Annotated in this window: 12 protein-coding genes; 4 read left to right on the top strand and 8 right to left on the bottom strand. The window is 45.5% G+C overall.

All coding sequences use genetic code 11. The annotated features are described in order from the left end of the window. Positions 1 to 89 precede the first annotated feature (89 nt). Entirely contained in the window at positions 90 to 1,346 is a 1,257-nt protein-coding gene (locus AC438_RS08150; RefSeq protein WP_053980777.1) for a glutamate-5-semialdehyde dehydrogenase, read from the bottom strand. A 250-nt stretch (positions 1,347 to 1,596) separates the two neighbouring features. On the opposite strand from AC438_RS08150, the gene AC438_RS17335 reads away from it, so the two are divergent. Beyond that, on the top strand, positions 1,597 to 2,679 hold the full coding sequence (locus AC438_RS17335) for a methyl-accepting chemotaxis protein (protein ID WP_053980758.1): 1,083 nt from the start codon (positions 1,597 to 1,599) through the stop codon (positions 2,677 to 2,679). 167 nt (positions 2,680 to 2,846) lie between these two features. Here AC438_RS17335 and AC438_RS08140 read toward each other — a convergent pair whose 3' ends face one another. The 7 genes from AC438_RS08140 to AC438_RS08110 form a co-directional block, all read right to left on the bottom strand. After that, positions 2,847 to 3,326: an FKBP-type peptidyl-prolyl cis-trans isomerase gene (locus AC438_RS08140; RefSeq protein ID WP_053980757.1), complete on the bottom strand. Its 480-nt coding sequence runs from the start codon at positions 3,324 to 3,326 to the stop codon at positions 2,847 to 2,849. A 105-nt stretch (positions 3,327 to 3,431) separates the two neighbouring features. Continuing rightward, positions 3,432 to 5,366, bottom strand: coding sequence for an acetate--CoA ligase (acs, locus tag AC438_RS08135; RefSeq protein ID WP_053980756.1), 1,935 nt, complete (start codon positions 5,364 to 5,366; stop codon positions 3,432 to 3,434). A gap of 267 nt (positions 5,367 to 5,633) precedes the next feature. Beyond that, the gene (locus AC438_RS08130) at positions 5,634 to 6,668 is read right to left on the bottom strand and encodes a zinc transporter ZntB (RefSeq protein ID WP_053980755.1); all 1,035 of its coding nucleotides are present in this window, start codon (positions 6,666 to 6,668) and stop codon (positions 5,634 to 5,636) included. A gap of 120 nt (positions 6,669 to 6,788) precedes the next feature. Then, positions 6,789 to 8,291: a sensor histidine kinase gene (locus AC438_RS08125; protein ID WP_053980754.1), complete on the bottom strand. Its 1,503-nt coding sequence runs from the start codon at positions 8,289 to 8,291 to the stop codon at positions 6,789 to 6,791. Continuing rightward, on the bottom strand, positions 8,284 to 8,988 hold the full coding sequence (locus tag AC438_RS08120; protein ID WP_053980753.1) for a response regulator transcription factor: 705 nt from the start codon (positions 8,986 to 8,988) through the stop codon (positions 8,284 to 8,286). Before AC438_RS08120 ends, AC438_RS08125 begins: the two co-directional genes overlap by 8 nt. Positions 8,989 to 9,362: 374 nt before the next feature. Next, positions 9,363 to 12,110, bottom strand: a complete 2,748-nt coding sequence (locus AC438_RS08115; RefSeq protein WP_053980752.1) for a hypothetical protein — start codon at positions 12,108 to 12,110, stop codon at positions 9,363 to 9,365. A gap of 322 nt (positions 12,111 to 12,432) precedes the next feature. After that, on the bottom strand, positions 12,433 to 15,468 hold the full coding sequence (locus tag AC438_RS08110; protein WP_156317037.1) for a TonB-dependent receptor: 3,036 nt from the start codon (positions 15,466 to 15,468) through the stop codon (positions 12,433 to 12,435). A 324-nt stretch (positions 15,469 to 15,792) separates the two neighbouring features. On the opposite strand from AC438_RS08110, the gene AC438_RS08105 reads away from it, so the two are divergent. The 3 genes from AC438_RS08105 (at position 15,793) to AC438_RS08095 (ending at position 22,402) form a co-directional block, all read left to right on the top strand. Continuing rightward, complete coding sequence (locus AC438_RS08105) at positions 15,793 to 16,998, top strand: hypothetical protein (protein WP_053980750.1); 1,206 nt, start codon at positions 15,793 to 15,795, stop codon at positions 16,996 to 16,998. 265 nt (positions 16,999 to 17,263) lie between these two features. Next, positions 17,264 to 19,144, top strand: a complete 1,881-nt coding sequence (dxs, locus tag AC438_RS08100) for a 1-deoxy-D-xylulose-5-phosphate synthase (RefSeq protein ID WP_053980749.1) — start codon at positions 17,264 to 17,266, stop codon at positions 19,142 to 19,144. Positions 19,145 to 19,294: 150 nt separating this feature from the next. After that, positions 19,295 to 22,402 (top strand): phosphorylase b kinase regulatory subunit alpha/beta, encoded by a 3,108-nt coding sequence (locus AC438_RS08095; RefSeq protein WP_053980748.1) that lies wholly within the window; start codon positions 19,295 to 19,297, stop codon positions 22,400 to 22,402. The last annotated feature ends 32 nt before the right edge of the window (positions 22,403 to 22,434 follow it).

Here is a 22,434-nt window from a genome sequence, read left to right as displayed (position 1 = left end):
ATTGAATGCTCATCAAATTGACTTAACATCGGTAAGCCTATAAATAGGGCTTTCACCGTTTAGTCTTTTGCCTGTTATATCGTCATGAATTAAGCACGGATATGCCCATCACCTAGCACTACCCATTTTTGAGAGGTCAACCCCTCAAGACCTACAGGTCCCCGCGCATGAATTTTATCGGTTGAGATACCAATTTCGGCACCTAAGCCATACTCATAACCATCGGCAAACCGCGTTGATGCATTAACCATGACAGAGCTAGAATCAACTTCGCGAAGAAAGCGCCGTGCTAAGGTATAATTTTCAGTAACAATCGATTCTGTATGCTGTGAGCTAAAGGTAGCAATATGTGCCATTGCCTCATCAATATCAGAGACAATTTTGATGGCTAATATCGGCGCTAGGTACTCGGTTGACCAATCATTCTGCGTGGCGGCACTGGCTTGACTTAAAATAGCGCAGGTTTCTTGACACCCTCTTAGCGCGACTTGCTTTTGCATATAAGCCTTGCCTAAACGCGGTAGTATTGCTGATGCAACCGAGCGCGCAACAAGCAGTGTTTCCATGGCATTACAAACACCATAACGGTGTGTTTTTGAATTCAAGGCTACATCAAATGCTTTATCGAGATCAGCATGGTCATCAATATACACATGGCAAATACCGTCTAGGTGCTTGATAACAGGTACAGTAGCTTCTTGAGAAATACGCTCAATCAAACCTTTACCGCCACGCGGTACAATCACATCAACATAAGTACTACTGGTAATTAACGCACCCACTGCCGCACGGTCAGTGGTTTCAATGACTTGCACAGCAGCTGTCGGTAACCCGGTGCTGGCCAACCCAGTGGCTACCGCCTTAGCAATCGCTTGATTGGAATGAATCGCCTCACTTCCTCCGCGTAAAATAGCGGCATTACCTGATTTTAAGCATAAGCTAGCGGCGTCAATGGTCACGTTAGGGCGCGACTCGTAAATAATGCCCACCACTCCTAAGGGCACTCGCATTTTGCCCAATTGAATGCCACTGGGGCGATATTGCATATCCGTCATTTCACCACACGGGTCTGGCAGCGCAGCCACTTGCTGTAGCCCTTCGATCATACTGTCTATACGTGTCGGCGTAAGCGCTAAGCGATCCAATAAAGCGGCATCTAAGCCATTTTTTTTGCCGGCAGCCATGTCTAATGCATTTTGCGTCATTAACTCATCACGGGCAGCCTCTAGGGCATTCGCTATAGCCTCTAGGGCAGCATTTTTTTGCTGGGTCGTTGCACGCGCTAAAGCGCGTGACGCTAAACGGGCTTGCTCGCCAACTTGGCGCATATACTCTGTAATATTCATAGCAATACTTGATAGGTGTTGGGCAAAGCCTTGCATTATAACAGAGCTTCACGCTTGCTATACCCTAAACGCACAATAATCTTAGCGAAGTGAAATATACGATCTATAGTTATGAGGGATAACGCTACAAGATTGACAACGATTAACGATCTAAAAGCAGGAACCACCTTGATACGCCCTTAAAGGGGCTGCTCGAACCTACTATATTGATGGCGCTTAAGCCCATATAGCTTTTTATGGAGAATACTGTATGTTTTTTGCCCGCCGCGATGATGAAGCACTCAACGAGCTAGAGCATGAGAATCGTCAACTCAAAGAGCGCTTAAGTGACCTCCAGCACGAGCTGAAGCAAACACAAGACGCTCTACAAAGCGCCCCCAAAGCCGAAGACAATAACCAACAAAATACTCTAAATCAGCTATGGCTGCAATCGAGTGACGCCATCAATACCGTGCAGCAAGATTTGGCTCGTTCTGCCGCCACACTGACAGAAAGCCGTAATGAATTTGAGCAGTCACAAGCCATGTTTGATCAGATCATGGGGCTTTTAGGGACCACAACTCGCACAACCAGCACTATCAGTAAAGACACCTCTGAAGTCGCTAGCGCCGTCAGCAACCTAAAAAGTGTCACCGAAGGAATCAATGGTTTTGTATCAATGATTCAGGGCATTTCAGAGCAAACCAACTTGCTGGCACTCAACGCTGCAATTGAAGCGGCAAGAGCTGGCGAACAAGGTCGCGGGTTTGCCGTAGTCGCTGACGAAGTACGCAGCCTAGCGCAACGGTCTGCCGAGGCCACCAACGAAATTGCCGCGCTTATTAATAAAGTCAATACCGAAATGGATAATGTAGTGGGAGGCATTGACCGCGTGGGTGAAAAATCGCATACCGTTAGTAGTAATACGCAAGATATTGAAGATACCACGGGCAATCTAGTCGGATTGGCGAAAAAAATGTTTGCTGTTATTGATGCCTCGACTGACGATGCCTTTATTCAAACCGTTAAAATGGATCATATGGCTTGGAAGCTCGAAGTCTACAAGGTATTGATTGGGCAATCTCAAGCGAATGCCAATGATCTTATCAATGCCGATCAATGCCGCTTAGGGCAGTGGTGCTCACATGGCGAAGGAGCCCAAAAGTATGCCAGCAATAGTGCATTTCGAGCCATAGAGTCACCGCATAACGAAGTGCATTCACAGGGTAAAAACGCCGTTAGTGCCTATCATCGCGATGATATTAAAGAAGCCCTCGCCTGCGCCCAAAAAATGGAAAGTGCAAGCCAACACGTTACAGCACAGTTGGACCGCCTCGCTGAGAGTATGCGCTAAGGATTTATTAAAGCCCTTAACAATTATCGCAAAAAAATTGCAACTCCCTTTAAAAACCTTTTAAAGGGAGTTGTAAAACACAACAAGCAGCACACTTGCACCCTATAAAACTGTCACCTCAGCACGTGTGCTCAGTTTAAGAGTGATAAAGTGGGCCGCGAGTCAATTTAGTGGTTACACGCTTCACTATGGATATGGCCGCTCTCTATTTCGTCTACCGTGGCAGTACGTACCTCAACCACTTCCACATCAAAGTTGAGTACTTTACCTGCAAGCACATGATTACCATCAATTGTAATGGTGTCTGGCGCAACTTTTGTGACTTCAACTAAGTGATGACCATCGGGACCATCTACTTCAAAGGCCATGCCGACTTCAATACTGTCTACGCCAGTAAACATCTCACGCGGCACATCTTGAACCAATGATTCATCAAATTCACCATAGCCTTCGGCAGGCTGAACTTGGACCGATTTTTTATCACCTACCACTAAGCCCGTCAACTCAGACTCAAGACCGGGAATAATATTAGAGTGCCCCTGCAGGTAGGTTAGCGGCTCAGCACCAATCGAACTATCAAGGGTTTCACCTTTGTCATCGGTTAATGTGTAGTGGATACCCACGGCGAGATCGTTAGCAATTTTCACAAGAATACTCCAGCTGTAATAACAGCAATCATTAATTAAGCGCGCACCCTAAAGCAAGCTCGTACCCCTGTCTAGACTTGAAAGAGTTACATCTAAGAACTGCCCTTACTCGCCACCTTCGCGATTAGCAATAAGTGCATCCACCGTACTGGGATCTGCTAAAGTAGAGGTATCGCCAAGCGTGTCTAGCTCACCCTCTGCGATTTTGCGCAATATACGGCGCATGATTTTACCGCTACGTGTTTTGGGCAGCGCTGGCGCCCATTGAATAATATCGGGCTTAGCAATAGCCCCTATTTCTTGATGACATAATTGAATTAACGTTTTTCTATCAACATCCTCAGGCGCAACGCCACACATTAAAGTGATATAAGCATAAACCCCCTGCCCCTTGATAGCGTGCGGGTACCCAACCACTGCCGCTTCCGCAACCTGCGGATGCAACACCAATGCACTTTCTATTTCGGCCGTCCCTAAGCGATGGCCACTCACATTCAATACATCATCAACCCGACCTGTAATCCAATAATACCCATCTGCATCTCGGCGCGCGCCGTCACCAGTAAAATAATGCCCTTTGTAAGTACTAAAGTAGGTGTCGATTAAGCGCTGATGATCGCCATAAATAGTACGTATCTGGCTAGGCCAAGAGCGCTTAATCACCAAATTACCTTCACATTCACCCGTTAACTCATTGCCTTCGGCATCCATAATAGCCGGTTCAACACCAAAAAAAGGTAATGCTGCCGAGCCGGGCTTAAGCCCTGTGGCACCAGGCAATGGGACCAACATATGTGCGCCGGTTTCAGTTTGCCACCATGTATCTACAATGGGGCAGCGCTGCTCACCCACCACACGGTAAAACCAATGCCAAGCTTCTGGATTGATTGGCTCACCGACAGTACCCAACACACGCAACGTATTACGCGATGATGCAGTCACAAAATCATCGCCCTGAGCCATCAAAGCTCTTAATACCGTCGGCGCGGTGTAAAAAATACTGACTTTATGAGTGTCGACAACCTCCCAACAACGCGACGGCGTAGGGTAGGTCGGTACCCCCTCAAATAAAACACTCGTGCCGCCTATCGCTAATGGCCCATATACGCAGTAACTGTGACCAGTAATCCAGCCCACATCGGCCGTGCACCAAAACACCTCACCTTCACGGTAATCAAACACATATTTAAACGTCATGGCCGCTTGTAATAAATAGCCACCGGTCGTGTGCAATACCCCTTTAGGTTTACCCGTCGAACCGCTGGTATACAAAATAAATAACGGATCTTCCGCATTCATAGGCTCAGGCTCACACTCGGCACTGGCCTGCGCTATCGCTTGCGCGTAATCAATATCACGCGGCTGCGGCTTAAATGCCGCGGCGGTGTAGGCCAGCACAATGACTGCTGTCACGTTAGGACAGCCTTCTAATGCCTGATCAACATTCGCCTTTAGAGGAACCGTTTTACCACCACGCACCCCTTCGTTAGCCGTAATCACAAGTCGGCAATCGGCATCTAAAATACGGTCTTTTAGCGCTTCGGGCGAAAAGCCACCAAAGACAACACTGTGCACCGCACCAATACGCGCGCACGCGAGCATGGCATAAGCAGCCTCAGCGATCATCGGCATATAAATACATACCCGGTCGCCCTTTTTAACCCCTTGCGCCTTGAGGACATTAGCCAACTTACACACGTTATGATGCAATTGCCGATAAGTAATTTCCACACTTTGCTCTGGCTCATCGCCCTCGACAATAAAGGCTGTCTCTTGCCCTTTAGTTAGCAAATGGCGGTCTATACAGTTAACGCAAGCGTTGAGCTGGCCATCAGCAAACCACTCGGCCCGCCCCTCAGTAAAATCCGCGTCGCACACTTTCGCAAAGGGCTTAGTCCAGCTTAAAAAGCGCTGGGCTTGCGCCGCCCAGAAGGCCTCAGGTTCGTTAATGGATTGCTCATACAATACTTGATATTGAGATTGAGTGATAAGCGCAGAAGCTGCGAAAATATCGGGCACGGGATAAAGAGACTGAGACATAAAGAATCCTATACATGAAAGAGGCGCAGTATTAGACCGCCAGTGCATTTATTATTGTTATGTTAAACTTTGAAGCATCGGCTATAAATGGTGGCTTGTTGTTCAAACATAACTCAAGTCGAAATGACTAAAGAGCACACCCCATACATCACCGGATCATTATTAGAGACCACTATAGCTGTAAATACATACGGTGTTAACCAAATAATGGTCATCGCATCGCACCTCGATGAAAACATCGAATAAATACTCGGTTCTACACTTGATTTACAGCCAGCCTTTGCGTTTAAAAATAATCACTTGTGCACTCACGGCAATAATTATCGCTAAGACTAACGCGGGTAACCCTAAGGGGTATTCAACCAGTGGTTTACCCAGCACTTTCAATTGAAAAACACTCAGAATAAAGCCTAACGGTAAAAACAGCGCTGCAACCACAGACAAAATATACATACGGGTATTTAATTGGTCTGCAACGCGACTAGCCAACTCTTCTTGCACAACCGCCGCGCGATCTTTGACTGCATCCAACGACTCAACATAGCGCACTAATTGATCTGCAATATGGCGCTGTTGCATTCGCACTCGCTCATCAATCCAGCTAATAGGCTCAATATAAATCCGCGCAAGCGCTTCGCGTTGCGGTGCCAGATAGCGTCGTAACAAAATACATTTACGTCGCAACTCCATAACATGTACACGCCGCTGTTGCTGAAAGTCATCAAGCACTCCGGCCTCCAGCGCATCCATCTTATCTTCTAAAGAATCTATGGCGCTCACTAACTGCATCGTCAGCGAACCGGTTAAGTGAATAAGCATATGGGCAATCGATGCCGGACCCACACCGTCAGCCATCGAGCCGGCCAAATCACGTAAACTAGTTAAAGAGCGCCGGCGCGCTGTGATCATTTTATGCTTATCTGCATAGGCCCTTACCGCAACCATATCTTCAGGCTCAGCATTAGGATGAAAATTAATACTGCGTAGCGCCATAATCAGCGAGTCGTCTTCACGCCAAACATGAGGCCGAGTCTCTTCGCTTAACAGTGTGTGTACCGCAGTTTCTGATAGGCCGCTATGCTCACTCAACCATTGGCGCGCACGCGCATTGCGAATATCAAAATGCAGCCAAATCAAGCCATCTCCTGCTTGCCAGCGAGCATAGTCCTCCAGAGTTATAGCCTTCGCTTGCCCCTCCTTAAAAATATAGCCACAAACTAGACCATATGGACGCGCATCAGAAGAGAACTCTTGATTAATAGCCTGACTAGTAGTGCCTGAATGGCTCTCAGCACCTAACATGAGCTAACCTCACTAAAAAACCCTACTTTAACCCGCCCCATGACATTGCACCAGCTGAACCATTCATAATGATACTACGCAAGATTGACACTTATGAGAAAGACGATTGCTGCTTGTTTTTTAGCTCGCATAGGGTAATAAAAAGCTAAACGTGGTCCCACGATTCACTTCACTTATCACAGAGATTTTACTGTGATGCAGGTCGATGATTTTTTTAGTGATTGCTAAGCCGATTCCTCCGTGAGCACTATTCCCTCGTATACTGTTACCGGCTTTAAAATGAGCATCAAAGATATGAGGTAAATCTTTTTCAGGAATACCAATACCCGTATCGCTCACATCAATTGCTACAAAATGCCCACTTGTTGACAACCGTACTGTAATGCTACCGCCGGATTGTGTATGACGTAATGCGTTTTCGATGAGATTTGAAAATACACGTTCAAGCTTTTCAATATCGCCTTTTACTAAGATAGAGGTATCCTTAGGCTCAACTTTGAGTGTTATATTTAATTTATTGGCCTCAATAGTGAATTTTTGCAATACGTCTTGTACTAATTCAGCCACCGAAAAAGACTCACGATTGACTCGTACACTACCAGAATCCAAATGCGCCAATTCAAATAGCTGCTCGATAAGATTGGCTATCTTTTTAGCGTTGCGCGCGGCCACCTCAATGTACTGATCACTGTCGGCCTTTGCCACACTACCTTCGTTTAACTGCCACGTTTCAAGGTACCCTAACAATGACGCCAAAGGCGTTCTTAAGTCATGAGAAATATGCGTGAGTAGCTCTTTGCGCAGCTCATCCACGGTAATAACTTGCTGGTATTGCTCTTCTAGTCGGTCGAGCAAGGCTTTGAAGCTACTTCCTAACACATGAATCTCATTATTATTTTGACTATCCCAATGTGCCAATGCCCGTGATGCTTTTTTACCGCCTTCTTTAGAAAAGCCTTCATCGCGCACTTTTTGGATCGACGCTGACAAGTTACGCAAAGGTTTTGTAATAAGCGCAATAACGACCAAGCTGGCTAATAAACCAAAGCACAAGCTCGCAATTACTAACCAAAAACCTGAGCGTAACATTTTACTTTGCGCCAATGAGTCATAAAAGGCATCGAAAATATCGCTACCTAAAATGACATACAAATAGCCAATCGTTTGGCCATTTTGATCGATAGGTGATGCAGAGAATATCTTTTGCTGTCCATATTCACGAGGATTATCTCCCAGAATAGGCGAGTCTATTTTTTTCGTTCGAATAAAGTCGGTAATCGGCTTTAAACTGACATTCTTACGCTTAACAACCCCAGGTTCTGCCGAATAGGTCATAATATTCCCTTTGGCATCGAGGATATAAAATTCAAAATCAGGACCTAGCACCATGAGTTTCATAAAAATCATTTTCGCGGCATTCAGGTCCAAACCATTATCATCAAAGAGTAAATAATCTTTCACCACTAACTTTGCCAAATCACAATGCAAATGCTGCGTCACTAAACGCTGATGAGAATTAGAAGCTTGAAACAACATATTGGCACTAAAAAAACCAATGGCCAAAAAGATCACCGTAAGACAGAGCGCAAGGCGGGTATACAATGTTTTACTCGCTTTAATCATTAAATTTATACCCCACACCCCAAACAGTTAATACATAAATAGGATTTGCTGGGTCTTTTTCTAACTTTGAGCGCAGACGATTAATATGCGAATTCACTGTATGCTCATAACCGCTATGCTTGTACCCCCACACCGCATCGAGCAAATCGTTACGACTATAAACCCTTCCGGGTGAGCTAGCCAAGTACAGCAACAGATCAAATTCTTTCGCCGTTAAACGCACCGCCTTACCCGCCAAATCAACTGTGCGCTTATTGCGATCAATGATTAACTCGCCAAACGTGTCGCACTCGCCAGTGCTAACCACCTGTGCATTATGATTAAACTTAACACGCCTTAAAATAGCCTTAACTCTTGCGCGCAATTCCAAAATACTAAAGGGCTTGGTCAAATAATCATCGGCGCCAACTTCAAGCCCTATAACCCGATCGGCTTCAGTGTTTTTGGCAGTTAACATCAGTATAGGCGTAAAGATATGTTCTTGACGCAAGCACTTACAGACCGTTAAGCCATCGAGCCCTGGCAGCATAATATCCAATACAATCAAATCAAACGGCTGAGCTTTCGCTAAGGCAAACCCCTCTGCACCGTCGGCAACACTTGTCACAGCGTAATCGAGCGCCTCTAAATTTAAACAAATCAATTGATTAATGTCTTTATCGTCTTCGACGAGCAGGATTTTAGGTTTATCACTCATATAAAATTCTTTGCATACTGAGCTTTAAGGTGTATAGAGTCACCTTAAGGCGGATGAAAATAGCGCTCAAAAATATCATTATGCGTACGATAATCAACGCATTACGATAAAAGCCCCCACCAAACATATCTGTTTGCGCACAGCTAGCTTAACAGCTTTTTATACTCTTAGCTTACCCGCTCATCCTCACAATACTGTCACACATTCATCACATTTTTATCACATTAAATCCACAAAACAAACTGAAGCAATCGATAAACGCATACTAGCAGACACAAAAAAGGGTAGCTAAGCTACCCTTTTTTGTGTCTGTCTTAATATAAAGGCATTGAGAAATTAAGACACTCAAGCACCTAATATATTAAATGCAAAGATTATAGCGATCCTTCAATGATCCAACCTGACCACCAAGCACTGTCAGCAGAAGGGTCAACAGCACCAATATAATCCGTCAATTCAAACTCAAAACCAGAGTCGTTGACTGAATCAATAGCTGCTACAGGGCTTGCTAACACAGCCTCAGCATTCATGATTTCATAGTACTCACCGAACATAAGACTCACGGCATTAAAATTTGAATCCGTTAAAGAACCTGCTGTACGCTCGTCTTTAAGCTTATCATCGCAATCGCCTAAAAAGTTAGTCATGGTATTAGAACCACTATCGGTACGCACACAATGAGTAAAGTTCGACACCGCTGAGTTCCAAATTTTAGTCGTCACATTACCCCGCAAACGCATACCCGGCTCATTACCACCTTCACCTTGCGCGTTTTTAGCTTTATTCACTTCACTACCTATAATGGTAATATTTGACAACACAGCACTGGTTTCTTTGATAGCGCTATCACCACTACTGTTAGCCTCTATACCACGCGGATCATTAGAGCCATTAGGTCCCGTTTTGTTAGGGTCTTTACGAACAATCGCAAATTGGATATTCCCCTGATAGCCCTCATCAAAGTCGATATCGTCATCGTCATTATTCGTTAATACAGCATGCTTTAAGTTTGCAGTGCCGCCAAACCATTCGATACCATCATCGAGATTGCCATGTACTTGAATGTATTCCAAATGTGTTTTATAACCTACCCCCATTAATGTCAAGCCATTAATTTCAGAGTTAGCGGCTGTTGATTTACCACCTTCAGCTATACGCACATAGTTGAGCACACCACTATTATCAGCGACATCGTTACCACCGTAGTAATAAGTTTCATCACCAAAACCTTCACCAGCTACGTTACAAAATCCGTCTGCATTACTGCATGGCACCGATCCTTTACCGACTTGCGGGGCAAAGCCTTGTATTACAATACCGCCCCACTCACCGTTACCATCAAAATCAGCATCGGCAGCCGAACTAAAAGTAATGGGTTTAGCACGCGTACCTTTAGCCATTAATTTAGAGCCGCGAGTCACCAAGAGAGTGGCGTCATCAAACGCACCAACATTCACACCGGGCTGGATTGTCAAAGTAACATTTTGCACCGCCGCCACAGCTTCAGCTGTTTGTAGTGCTGTGTGACCATTGCCTACAATTGTTAAGCCATCTAGTGCCCATTGGACATCAGCGGTTAAAGTAAAGTCGGTATTCACCATACCCGAAATGGTACACACCGCATCTGTGCACGAAACAAAATCAGGTAAATTATTACGATCCAGTGTAGGCATAGCCTCACTTAATGTACCTGGTAGCGTCCAACCTTCGTGCCAGTTACGATCCGCTGCATTTTCATCAGGATTGACCGCGCCGATATAATCGGTTTTATCAAAAACAAATGCAGAACCATTATCAACGGCATTAATATCTTCAATCGCGCTGTCCAGTTTTGCGTTGGCATCGGTAATCGCCCACGCATCATCAAACGAAATCACAGATGCTTTAAAATTGATAGGCGTTAATGCTGAGCCATCACTTTTATCTTTATGTAAGCTGCCATCGCAGTCACCTAAAAAGTTTTTTAATGTGTTGCTACCGCTATCAGTTCTAACGCAATCATAAAAATTAGTTACCGCCGAGTTCCAAATTTGCGTGGTAACATCACCACGTAAACGAATGCCTGGCTCATTGCCGCCACCGCCTTCTGCGTTAACTGATCGATTTACTTGACTACCAATAATAGTAATATTCGCTAAAACAGCTTCTGTTTCTTTAACCGCTTCATCGCCACTACTGTTTGCCTCAATACCACGTGGGTCATTACTGCCTGTCGGAGCCATTTTAGTAGGGTGCTTGCGCACAATAACATGCTGGATATTACCTTTATAGCCTTGATCAAAGTCAATATCGTCATCGTCGTTGTTAGTTAATACCGCATGCTTTAAGTTAACTGTGCCGCCAAACCATTCTATGCCGTCATCTTTGTTGCCATGCACCTGAATATATTCAAGTTCCGTCTCATGCCCCACACCCATTAGTGTTAAGCCATTAATTTCAGAATTAGCCGCAGCAACTAAGCCGCCTTCAGCAATGCGCACATATTTTAAAATACCGCTATTATCGGCTGCATTATCACCACCGTAGTAATATTTACCATCGCCAAAGCCTTCACCCGCAACATTACATACTGTACCTGTATCACCGTGACAAACTGCTTTATTGCCTAAATCATATTGTGGCGCAAAACCTTGCACAACAATACCACCCCACTCACCCTCACCGTCAAAGTCGTCATCTTTAACAGAGCTGAATGTAATAGGTGAATCGAGCGTGCCTTCGGCGAGTATTTTAGAGCCGCGTGAAATCAACAGCGTTCCGCTATCATCAGCACGTACATGCACGCCAGGATCTACGGTTAATGTTACAGCTGCGACTGTCGATTTTGTTTCTTCGGTTACCTGGCCGTGACCATCACCCACAACTACCAAGCCTTGCAATAACCATTTTTTATCGGCAGTCAAATGCAAGTCTTGCATAATTGTTTTATGCGAATCCGTCGCTGCAATCGTACAAACATCATCAAGACAACTCACATTAGGATGTACTGTGACATTTGCCGCCGATGAACTAGCGCCAGAACTTTGCTGAGAAGGGCTACCGCTGTTACTACTGCCACAGCCAGCTAGAGCTAGCATTGAAGCAGCAACTGATGCCGCCAATGTTGCATTTAAAAACTTCATTTCTCTTCCTCTAAGATCAAACAATTAACAACCAAGTCACACTATTATCAGGCTGCTTTATGACACCCAGATGACAAAAGTATTCGCCATAACCCAAGGGCATAAAAATTTAAAACTAATTAAGGCATTAATTGGAAATCAACGATTATCTTCGAATGCTTCATTCTACATATAGGTGCGCAGCCTAATCCCACTGCTGGAAAACTAAACATGTCGAGTACTCAATAATTAAAAACTTCGCATTTAAAGAGATTGCACTGAAAAACACAAAATCTAGATACCCAAAGCTTAGATATTCAACCACTAACACCTTATTAATGCATTAGAATCGATAACTTGCATTCACTTTAATATCGATACCTTTTTTATAACTTTCTTGGGCATTTTGTAAATCGCCATTCATACTGTATACGACTGATTCATCGAGAATATTTTGTATTTTAATACCAACATCTAAATGATCTGTTGCTTCCCAGCTGTAAATAAGATCCAGCACCATGCGTCCTTGCTCAATGCGGTCGCCACTGGCAGCACTATTAACGACATCAATACGATCATCAAAATAATTACCCACTAATGAAATTTTTTGATGGGTATTTAGATGCTCTGCCTGCACTCTAAAATTACCTAAATATTCAGACTGCCCCTGAAGCGGCCTTTCGTTTCGCCCTTCCAAACGCGCCGAATCGGCATTGAGAGACACCTGTGAATCGATATATGAAAAATTAATACCGTAAGAAAACATGAAATCAGAGGTATCAGCAATATTGCGTAATATATCAATTTCAAGCCCGAGCACTTCAGCACTGGTTGACTGCCTAAACGTGTAAGCCCGGTCAATAGGAATGCCATCAACAATCGACTTTTCGATAGGCGCTTCAATATTTTTATAAAACACCCCCAAAGAAAAGCTCTGCTCATCATCCCAATAATACTGACCTCTAAAATCTGCATTTTGAATATCAGAAAACTCAAGATCAGCATTACCAATAATTAAAATCCCATCAGATGAAAACTGAGACGAGCTGTTAATTTCTACAAGCCCTGGTGCCAAAACTGTTTGACTCAGGCCCAATCGCCATTGCAGCTCATCGCTTTGCAACCAGGTCACATTCATAGCCGGTAAAAAAACATTTTCTTCTTTTTTTACCGCTGGTGCATCCGCGTCTGGACCCGTGCTTTCCAAATAAATATCCAGTGATTCTTGCCGGCCACCCAGCGCAAGAATCCATTGATCAGCCCAATTAAATTCCGCACTAGCATAAGCCGCCATGACATCATCAGTTGCTTTATACCAATCATTTTTCAAGTTAGATGTTGTAATTTTAACCGCATGACTATCAAAATTTTGTACACTCAACAAATCTTCTAATCGCTGAGTACGGTCTAAATCGGGATCATTGAATCGATAGCCAAAACGTCCAATTTTAACGTCGCGCTCTTTGGCGGATACTAACGCCCCCATTCGATACACGGCTTCAGAGCCCAAAACACCTGTTGCTTCTTGTTGATAATCGAAACTAGCACTCAAGCTGTCTTCATCGAGTTCTGAATAGGTCCTGAATATCTGACTATCAGGTACACTGCCATTTTCATAAGAATATGTGCGTCGATCAGGCTCTGAACGCTGAGTATTGCCATAACTCAAACGGTAATTCAACTCACCATTTATCGCATCTAAAGCAACAAGGCCGTCAAACGATTGATTAAATAATTGACGCTCGACCCATTGCAACGTCGTATCGATGAATTGTTTTTCATCTTGAATATCGTTTTTATGAGTGACGCGTGTTGTATCTTGTGTTTTTCTTAACAGCAGCGTTTTACTCGTCAGTGTATGGCCGGCATCCCATGTTAAACCCGCAACCACAAAACCCGTGAGGTCCACATTAAAATCAGACTGCATCACGCGCGTTTTCTCTGCTTCAGTAAAATTGGAGCCATCATCACTTTGATAGGATAACCGAAATTCATCTCGATGCTCCCACTGCTGTTCGTAATCAAGCGTTCCTTGCACACCGAATTCAGCAAAAGGTAAATCAAAGGCATTACCCAAGGTATAAGCTAGCTTATAGGCTGGCTGAGCAGTTTTATCTTGAACCGAAAAATCTGTTGGCATTGCCTTGCCTAGCTCAGCCAAATATTCAGGTTCATCGCAGTCTGGTGTTCTAAATGGAGGAGGGTTACATTCACTTAATTCATCAGCGCCAAATCGAGTCACTGTATTAATTACAGCGGGTAATGCACGAGCACCATCATCAAAGCCAGTCCAATCAGCTCCCCCCCCTTGATAAGTTAAAACCTCTTCACCGGTTGTCTCTGTATTGTACTTAACATCAAAAGACAATGTATTAATATACGCTGTGGGCTGATTTTTTAGCGCCATACCAACATGCCCGCCGGTGGAGGTGCCTGGTAGTTTAGGCGCATAGCTTTTGCCAATATTAATACCCTGCAAAACACTCGAAGGGAATAAATCTAGGGGCACATCACGACGCAATGGATCAGTACTGGGCAGTATGCCACCATCCAACGTTGTCGAGACATAGCGACCGTCAAGTCCACGAACGACGGCAAACTTTCCTCCCACAACCGAGACGCCTGTTACACGCTTAAGGACATCAGAAGCTGACGAGTCACCAAATTTTTTAAAATCTTCCGCGGTAATCGCCGATACGATCGAGGAGGCATCGCGTTCAATAGCTAAAGCCGATTCATTCACAGTACCGCGTACACCTAAAATTAAAACCTCCTCCATAACACCTGCAGAAACTTTCGCTAAACTCAAGCTCGCCTCAGTAGCAACACCGGATATAATACGTAGATCTTCAATTTTTCTTTCAGCATATTCTGGGTGTGCAACCATTACGGTATAGCGTCCGCGCGGTAAATTTAATGCATATGCACCTGAGGCATCAGTCACAGCCATAGCATCAAAGCCTTCGACACGCACTTTTGCACCCGCTAATTCTGACTCACCCCCAGCACTAAAAATACGCCCTATTAATTGACCTGTCTGCGCATCTGTGTCGGGCGAAAACTGCTCTTGCTCCACTTGTAGGCCATCGGCTGAATGCTGTATTTTGACCTCTGAATGTTTAAATTGGGCAATATCCAACGTGATTTGACCTAAGGCTTTATTTCCCTCTTTTAGAAAAGCATTATATTGACCCGCAGGTAAATCCAATACCGCAATGCCGCTTTCATCAAAAAAGTACAACTCGTCATTAATGGTCGCGCTGAGTGTATTCACATCAGCACCTGCAACATAAATGACAGCCTCTTCAGCAGCGGTATTGTGTGACGCTAAATTTAGCGTCAACGATGTAATGCACAATGACAGTAACTTTTTTTTCATATTGCCCTCAAGTGAGTACTTAAATAATTGCCAATTGGCACTTAAAAGCACTATTTATAAAATGATGAGGCGCATAGTATTTCTAGTTCATGACATATTTATTAAACTCTAACTCTTGGGTATACAATCGCTGCCTTGAACATGCCATCAAGTACCCACCAATACATCGGTGTCACGTCACAAACACAAGGATAAGTGCACACCTTTTTGCTATAACGCTATGAAGATCATAAGTCGCGAAGCTATACATTGAGTTGTGAGATATTTTCACGTTTAATGAGCCTCACTATCATCAATATTTTTGTCGAATCATGGTAAACCACTATGACCCAATTTTTATTGCTCGTCGCTTTAGTGATCTCGCTCGCAAGCGCTATAAACATCAGTTATGCGGATATTTATAAATGCGTTCTGCCCGATGGCCAAATTTTATTTCAAACACGGTGCCCCTTAAATGCACTGAGCGCAAACAAACAAACGCTGCGTGCAATCAGCCCTATCGGTTTTGCCCCTTATACTGCACAAACATTAAGCGTCGGTAAGCAAGTGATTATCAACGGTGACTTTGAGCAAGGCGCCACCGCTTGGGTAACCATGAAAGGCTCGATGGACATACAACCTAAAGAAGGTATTGCCAGCACAAACGCCCTAGTATTAAAAGCAGATGGTTCAACAGACAACGAACACCTTGTACGTCAATGCTTACCCGTTCAGGGTATGACTCGAGCGCGCATCGACGCTTTTGTTAAGAAAGAAGGTGGAACAGCAGACACTAGTGAATTACGAGTTGTATCATTTACCTCTAACGATTGCACCAGTGGCGGCCAATATAGTGCCAAACTCACCCCTACCGAAATCTCGGGCTGGCAAAAACTAAGTCATGAAAACATTAAACCTACGCTCGGTGCGCAATCAATCATGGTAGAAATTAAGCATCTCGACAAAACGAACAGCGAGGCAACTTCTGCTCTCTGGGATCACATTACACTCACCGTCACCGCACTGGATAACACGGCCAGCAACCTCTCCGCCGAAACCCTGAATACCCCACCGCTGGGTGTTAACTATTTATCAAACCCCTCTCTTGATCAACATTTAGCAGGCTGGAATCTAGCGTGGCCAGGCCAGTGGGTAGAATATGGCGGACAAAGCCTCAGTGGCGGCGCACTCATTACCGCAAACTCTAATGTGAGTCACACACTGCAAGGGGAAGCCTTAAATCAATGCGTCAACATTGGTACTCATACACACTTTGAGGCCCGTGCGGCCTTTAAAAAAGATGCATTATCATCTCAGCGAGGGTATGGCGAGCTAAGAATCGTATGGCATCAAGAGGTGAACTGCCAAGGCCTTCAACGCGTGGCGGGCAGCACCAAAAGTAGTGACAGCGCACATTGGCAACAACTCCAAGTTTCAGTCAACAACACACTAAAAGCACGCAGCGCAACCATTAGCTTAACTCAGGCTATATTAGGGGTCGGCGTGTATGCCGCGTTTTGGGACGATATCAGCTTTAAAGCCACGCAATAAAGCGATGCAGCACAGAACAACAACCGATAATAAGACTGTGTACCACAGTGCACCACAGCACTCAAAATGGTTTTTAATAAGGTATTTAAGTACTGATACTGCGCAGCCCTGCACAAAAGCGCATACTTTTTAACCAGCACAAGGCATTAAGCGCCATCGAGAGGCGCTTAAACTTCTCAATCGCCGCCAAATAGACGCTGTCGCTTTAAATCCCCTACAACTCGCAATACAATGCCTGCCTCCTTCTACTAAATAAGCTGTACGCATGTTTGATGAAATACCAGCCACTCAACCCCATACACCGCTGCTAGATACCATTGACTCGGCAGCTGACATTCGCGCACTGGATGAAAAACTTCTACCCCAACTGGCAAAAGAAGTGCGTGCTTTTTTATTGTTTAGCGTAGGGCGTTCTGGCGGGCACTTTGGTGCAGGACTCGGTGTCGTCGAACTGACAATCGCCCTCCATTACGCCTTAAACACTCCCGATGACAAAATAGTTTGGGATGTTGGCCACCAAACCTACCCCCACAAAATACTGACCGGGCGACGCAAGCACATGGGCAGTATTCGTCAGCAAGGCGGTTTATCTGGATTTCCCAAAAGAGCTGAAAGCCCCTACGACACCTTTGGCGTTGGTCATTCGAGCACCTCAATCAGCGCCGCACTGGGCATGGCTTTAGGCTCAAAAATGGGCGGCAAGAAACAAAAAAGTGTTGCGGTGATTGGCGATGGTGCCATGACCGCTGGCATGGCCTTTGAAGCACTGAATCATGCGGCACACACCAAAGCCGACTTACTTGTCGTGCTTAACGATAACAATATGTCCATCTCACCTAACGTGGGCGGTCTTGCCACTTACTTTTCAAAGCTCTGGGCCTCTAAAGCCTACACTAGCTTCCGTGAAGGCGGTAAAAAAGTCCTCAAACGCCTACCGCAAGCTTCAGAGCTCGTCCGCAAAACCGAAGAGCACATGAAAGGCATGGTATCACCGAGCACATTGTTTGAAGAGCTAGGCTTTTACTATGTAGGCCCCATTGATGGCCATGACCTGCCTCGACTAACACACGATCTTAAAAACTTGAGCGAGATACCTGGACCAAAACTGCTTCATATCATCACTCAAAAAGGCAAAGGCTTTACCCCTGCTGAAAAGGACCCTGTGGGCTACCATGCTCTGAATAAAATTGAACCCAAACCCAGGACACCTGCCGGCCCTAAATATCAAGATATCTTTGGGCGCTGGTTATGCACCACAGCAGCACAAGACCCACGCTTAATTGGTATAACGCCGGCGATGTGCGAAGGCTCCGGTATGGTAGAGTTTGCCCAACGCTTTAAAGAGCGCTACTTTGATGTCGCCATTGCCGAACAACACGCCGTTACTCTAGCCGCTGGCCTCGCCTGCGAAGGCCAAAAGCCTGTTGTTGCAATTTACTCCACTTTTTTACAACGCGCCTATGATCAACTCATCCATGATGTGGCGATTCAAAAACTTGACGTCACCTTTGCTATTGACCGTGCGGGCTTGGTAGGTGAAGACGGTCCCACCCATGGCGGCAACTTTGACTTATCCTTTTTGAGCTGTATTCCCGAGATGATCATCGCAACACCGAGTGATGAAAATGAATGTTATCACCTACTTGATGCAGCCTATCACTACCCGGGCCCTGCTGCCGTACGCTACCCCCGAGGCACAGGCCCCGGGGCCAGCATCACCCCCGAACAACCACGTTATACGATTGGCAAAAGCCATACATCAATAACAGGCACCAAAGTCTGTATTTTAAATTTCGGCGTATTACTACCGCTTGCAGTCACTATTGCCCAAGCTCATCACTTTACCGTGATCGATATGCGCTGGGCCAAACCCTTAGATGAAACCGCCATTGTCACAGCGTGCGCCGAGCACGCACTCATTGTGACCCTCGAAGAAAATACCGTACAAGGGGGCGCGGGCAGCGCAGTGTGCGCACTACTCAGCCGACGTAATATCAACACACCGATACTCACCTTAGGACTACCTGACGATTATATCGAGCACGCCAAACGCACTGAACAATTAAGTCAAATTGGCTTAGATGTTACAGGTGTCACGCACTCCATTTTAACGCGCCTAGCCGAACTGAATGAGGGCACGCTGTAGCGATGTATCATCAAGATCAAGCAACCTGATGTTTAACTTGCTAATATTGACTGTACATGAATAATATGCGGTGAAAATACGCTAGCGCCGGTATTCGGCGTGGCTCATCGCACCCTCTCGCTTACCTGACTAATTTCAAGCCGATACTCTATGAATCATCGCGAAAAACTCGACCAAATATTCCAGCAAGTTGAAACGGTTATTATGAGCCGCCAACACCCTGTGACCGGCTTAATGCCTGCGAGCACCGCTGTCACCACTCATGGCGACTACACCGATGCTTGGGTGCGCGATAACGTGTATTCCATTATGAGTATCTGGGCATTAGGTCTTGCCTACCGACGCCAACACGAAAGCGAGCGTGCCGATCAGCTTGAGCAAACAACCATTAAACTAATGCGTGGCTTATTGCTCTCTATGATGCGTCAAGCCGATAAAGTCGAGAAGTTCAAGCATACGCTACATCCTCTCGATGCTCTGCATGCCAAATATGACACGGCCACCGGCTTACCGGTCGTAGCTGATGACGCTTGGGGCCATTTACAAATTGATGCAACCTCGCTGTTTTTGTTAATGATGGCACAAATGACGGCCTCGGGCCTACGTATTATCCGAACCTTTGGCGAAGTCGATTTTATTCAGAACTTGGTATATTACATTTCTAGCGCTTACCGTATTCCCGATTTTGGCATTTGGGAGCGCGGCAATAAAATCAATAATGGTAAACCAGAAATCAACGCGAGCTCGGTCGGCATGGCAAAAGCAGCCTTGCAAGCGCTTGATGGCTTTAATGTTTTTGGCAAAGACGCGTGTGATCGCGCGGTTATTCACACCATTGCCGATGCCGTTTCACTCGCACGCAACACACTGGCCAGCTTACTTCCGCGCGAGTCGTTATCCAAAGAGGTCGATAGCGCTTTACTCAGTATTATTGGTTTTCCCGCCTTTGCCGTGGGTAATAAAAAGCAAATAGAAACAACACGTAACGAAATTCTAAGCAAACTGGGTGGTGAGTACGGCTGTAAACGCTTTTTGTGGGACGGTCATCAAACACCAGTAGAGGAAAGTTCGCGCATTCACTACGAGCACTCTGAACTGGCCAACTTTGAGCACTTAGAGTCAGAGTGGCCACTGTTTTATACTTACCTCTACATTCAAGCACAATTTGATGACGAAACAGAGCAAGCTGCCGCTTATCGCAAAAAACTTGAATCACTCATGATCAATGTCGATGGCTTTGGCTTACTCCCCGAGCTTTACTATGTGCCCCAAGAGAGCGTAGAAGCCGAACGTCAAAAACCACGTAGCCAAAAACGTGTCGCTAACGAAAATGTCCCTCTTGTCTGGGCGCAAAGCTTGTATATTACAGGTTTGTTACTCGATGAGGGCTATGTAACCAAAGATGATCTCGACCCGCTCATCATGCGTCGACGCTCACGGCGCTTTAACAAAACCCAAATAGCACTCACGGTGCTCGCCGAAAACGAAGATATCAAAGAGATTTTATCGAAACATGGTGTCATCGCAGAGACCATCGATGAAATCAAGCCGATTAAAGTCATTTCAGCGCCTCACTTGGTACAAGCTTACTCACAGGTAGGTGCCAATGAAACCATGGGGCTAACCGGTCGCCCAAACCGCCGCTTACAGAGCTTAGCGACTAGCCAGACCTACACCATTAACGGCAATAAATGTTTATGCCTCTCTTGGCTGCAGAGCGAACAAAATGGTTATCGCAGCTTCGATATGGCCTTAGCCACTCAAAATATTGAACGCGAAATTGCACACATCCACAATCACTGGCTCAATCAAGAGGTCGCCGTCTTCACGTGGATGGTCGATCAGCGCTTTTGCGAAGCACCAGGCGCCGAGAAGTTTTTTGATGCTTTGTGGCAATTGCAACTGCGCAGCCAGCACGACCATGTTGGCTACGCCTCGGCCCATCTTGCTGTCAGGGCTGCACGCAATAACCGCTTACAATTACCGAGCTTGTGCTTAACACCCTTTAATAGTCGCACACGATCAATCGGTGACTACGCGCCAACAATGAACATCGAAGATATTATCGAAACCGGTCAAGCGCTATTTAGCGCCGACACCGATAACGCACTGTATCAAGCCCTTCAACATTTTATTGAGGGTCGCACACTCACCGACAACGTCAACAATGTGTCACTCGATATTCAAGAGCCTACTCCGCTTAAAACGGTGATCCAGAACATTTACTATACCGCTCAAATCAATAATTACTGGTTAAGTGCCCGCTATTGTTTTGCCATACTCGAAGAAACCCATAGAGACCTTGGCGATGCGCTTACCATGCTAGCGGCCAGGCACCTCTCCATTAACATCGGTAAAGATCGCGACAACCGTATCTCTCTTACTCAAGCCAAACCCAATGCCGAAATTTACCAAGACATCACCGCAGTTAGCCACTGCAAACTCGAGCACACCCTGCTCCAAGAAATGCTCTCAGGTATTGGCGCATTAATGCGCACTCGCCCCAACCTGTTTAAAGGTCTGGGCTCGGTACAGCTACATAATTTGCTCTCGCTGTGCTGTAAAGGCGAAAACGGTGACACTATGAGCTTGGAGCTTTTAAGTGCTCATGCACCCTCTTATATACTCAATCGTATTGAAGGTATTTTAGAGTCGCAGCACAACCTATTCTCTATTGGTGTCACGCAAGCGTACAATAACAAACACGCAAGCTATTCGGGTATTGCTAATAGTGATGCCGAAACCGCGCAAGCAATCGATACTGATTGGTTTGAATGGCGCGTTGAACGTGGGCTAATCACCAACTTTGACGAAGACTTTTTACTCGATATTTGGCAAAGCCTACACCAAGCCCGCTATATCGTCTTTGGCGGCAAAGACATGCAAGACTTTACGCTAGATTGTGAGCTCGCCAGAAACTCTATGACCCCCGGCGAAGCAAGCTTTGCTCAACATATTGACAGCCTCACATACCACATACACCCGGCATACTTCAAAAGCGCTGTAATTGAAACACTGTATAGTTTTACACATTTTTGCAGCCAAAATAAGGACGTAAAGTTCAACAAACCCGTGATTATTGCCCATATCGTCGAAGATGCTGCTACCGAACTGGTACGTGATAAACAAGCAAAAGAGCCAGAAGATACTCAAAGCTCAACGCGCAACCTCGATGCCTTGCTCCGCGAGTCGCCCCTGGTATTACAACACTACACAGCAAAAGCCATTGCAAAGCTGGCCGCTCAACAAAATGAATGACGAATATATGGGCTATTAGAATCACGCAATAG

Origin of the sequence: Marinagarivorans algicola (assembly GCF_001292705.1) — a bacterium.
GTDB classification, from domain to species: domain Bacteria; phylum Pseudomonadota; class Gammaproteobacteria; order Pseudomonadales; family Cellvibrionaceae; genus Marinagarivorans; species Marinagarivorans algicola.
The sequence above is the reverse complement of the archived record's forward strand: the minus strand, read 5'-3'. Positions and strand labels throughout refer to the sequence as shown.

Bases quoted from the DNA above. Each gene is read 5' to 3' on its own strand.
- AC438_RS08150 (WP_053980777.1), bottom strand. From the start codon at position 1,346: ATGAATATTACAGAGTATATGCGCCAAGTTGGCGAGCAAGCCCGTTTA.
- AC438_RS17335 (WP_053980758.1), top strand. From the start codon at position 1,597: ATGTTTTTTGCCCGCCGCGATGATGAAGCACTCAACGAGCTAGAGCAT.
- acs (WP_053980756.1), bottom strand. From the start codon at position 5,366: ATGTCTCAGTCTCTTTATCCCGTGCCCGATATTTTCGCAGCTTCTGCG.
- AC438_RS08130 (WP_053980755.1), bottom strand. From the start codon at position 6,668: ATGTTAGGTGCTGAGAGCCATTCAGGCACTACTAGTCAGGCTATTAAT.
- AC438_RS08125 (WP_053980754.1), bottom strand. From the start codon at position 8,291: ATGATTAAAGCGAGTAAAACATTGTATACCCGCCTTGCGCTCTGTCTT.
- AC438_RS08120 (WP_053980753.1), bottom strand. From the start codon at position 8,988: ATGAGTGATAAACCTAAAATCCTGCTCGTCGAAGACGATAAAGACATT.
- AC438_RS08115 (WP_053980752.1), bottom strand. From the start codon at position 12,110: ATGAAGTTTTTAAATGCAACATTGGCGGCATCAGTTGCTGCTTCAATG.
- AC438_RS08110 (WP_156317037.1), bottom strand. From the start codon at position 15,468: ATGAAAAAAAAGTTACTGTCATTGTGCATTACATCGTTGACGCTAAAT.
- AC438_RS08105 (WP_053980750.1), top strand. From the start codon at position 15,793: ATGACCCAATTTTTATTGCTCGTCGCTTTAGTGATCTCGCTCGCAAGC.
- dxs (WP_053980749.1), top strand. From the start codon at position 17,264: ATGTTTGATGAAATACCAGCCACTCAACCCCATACACCGCTGCTAGAT.
- AC438_RS08095 (WP_053980748.1), top strand. From the start codon at position 19,295: ATGAATCATCGCGAAAAACTCGACCAAATATTCCAGCAAGTTGAAACG.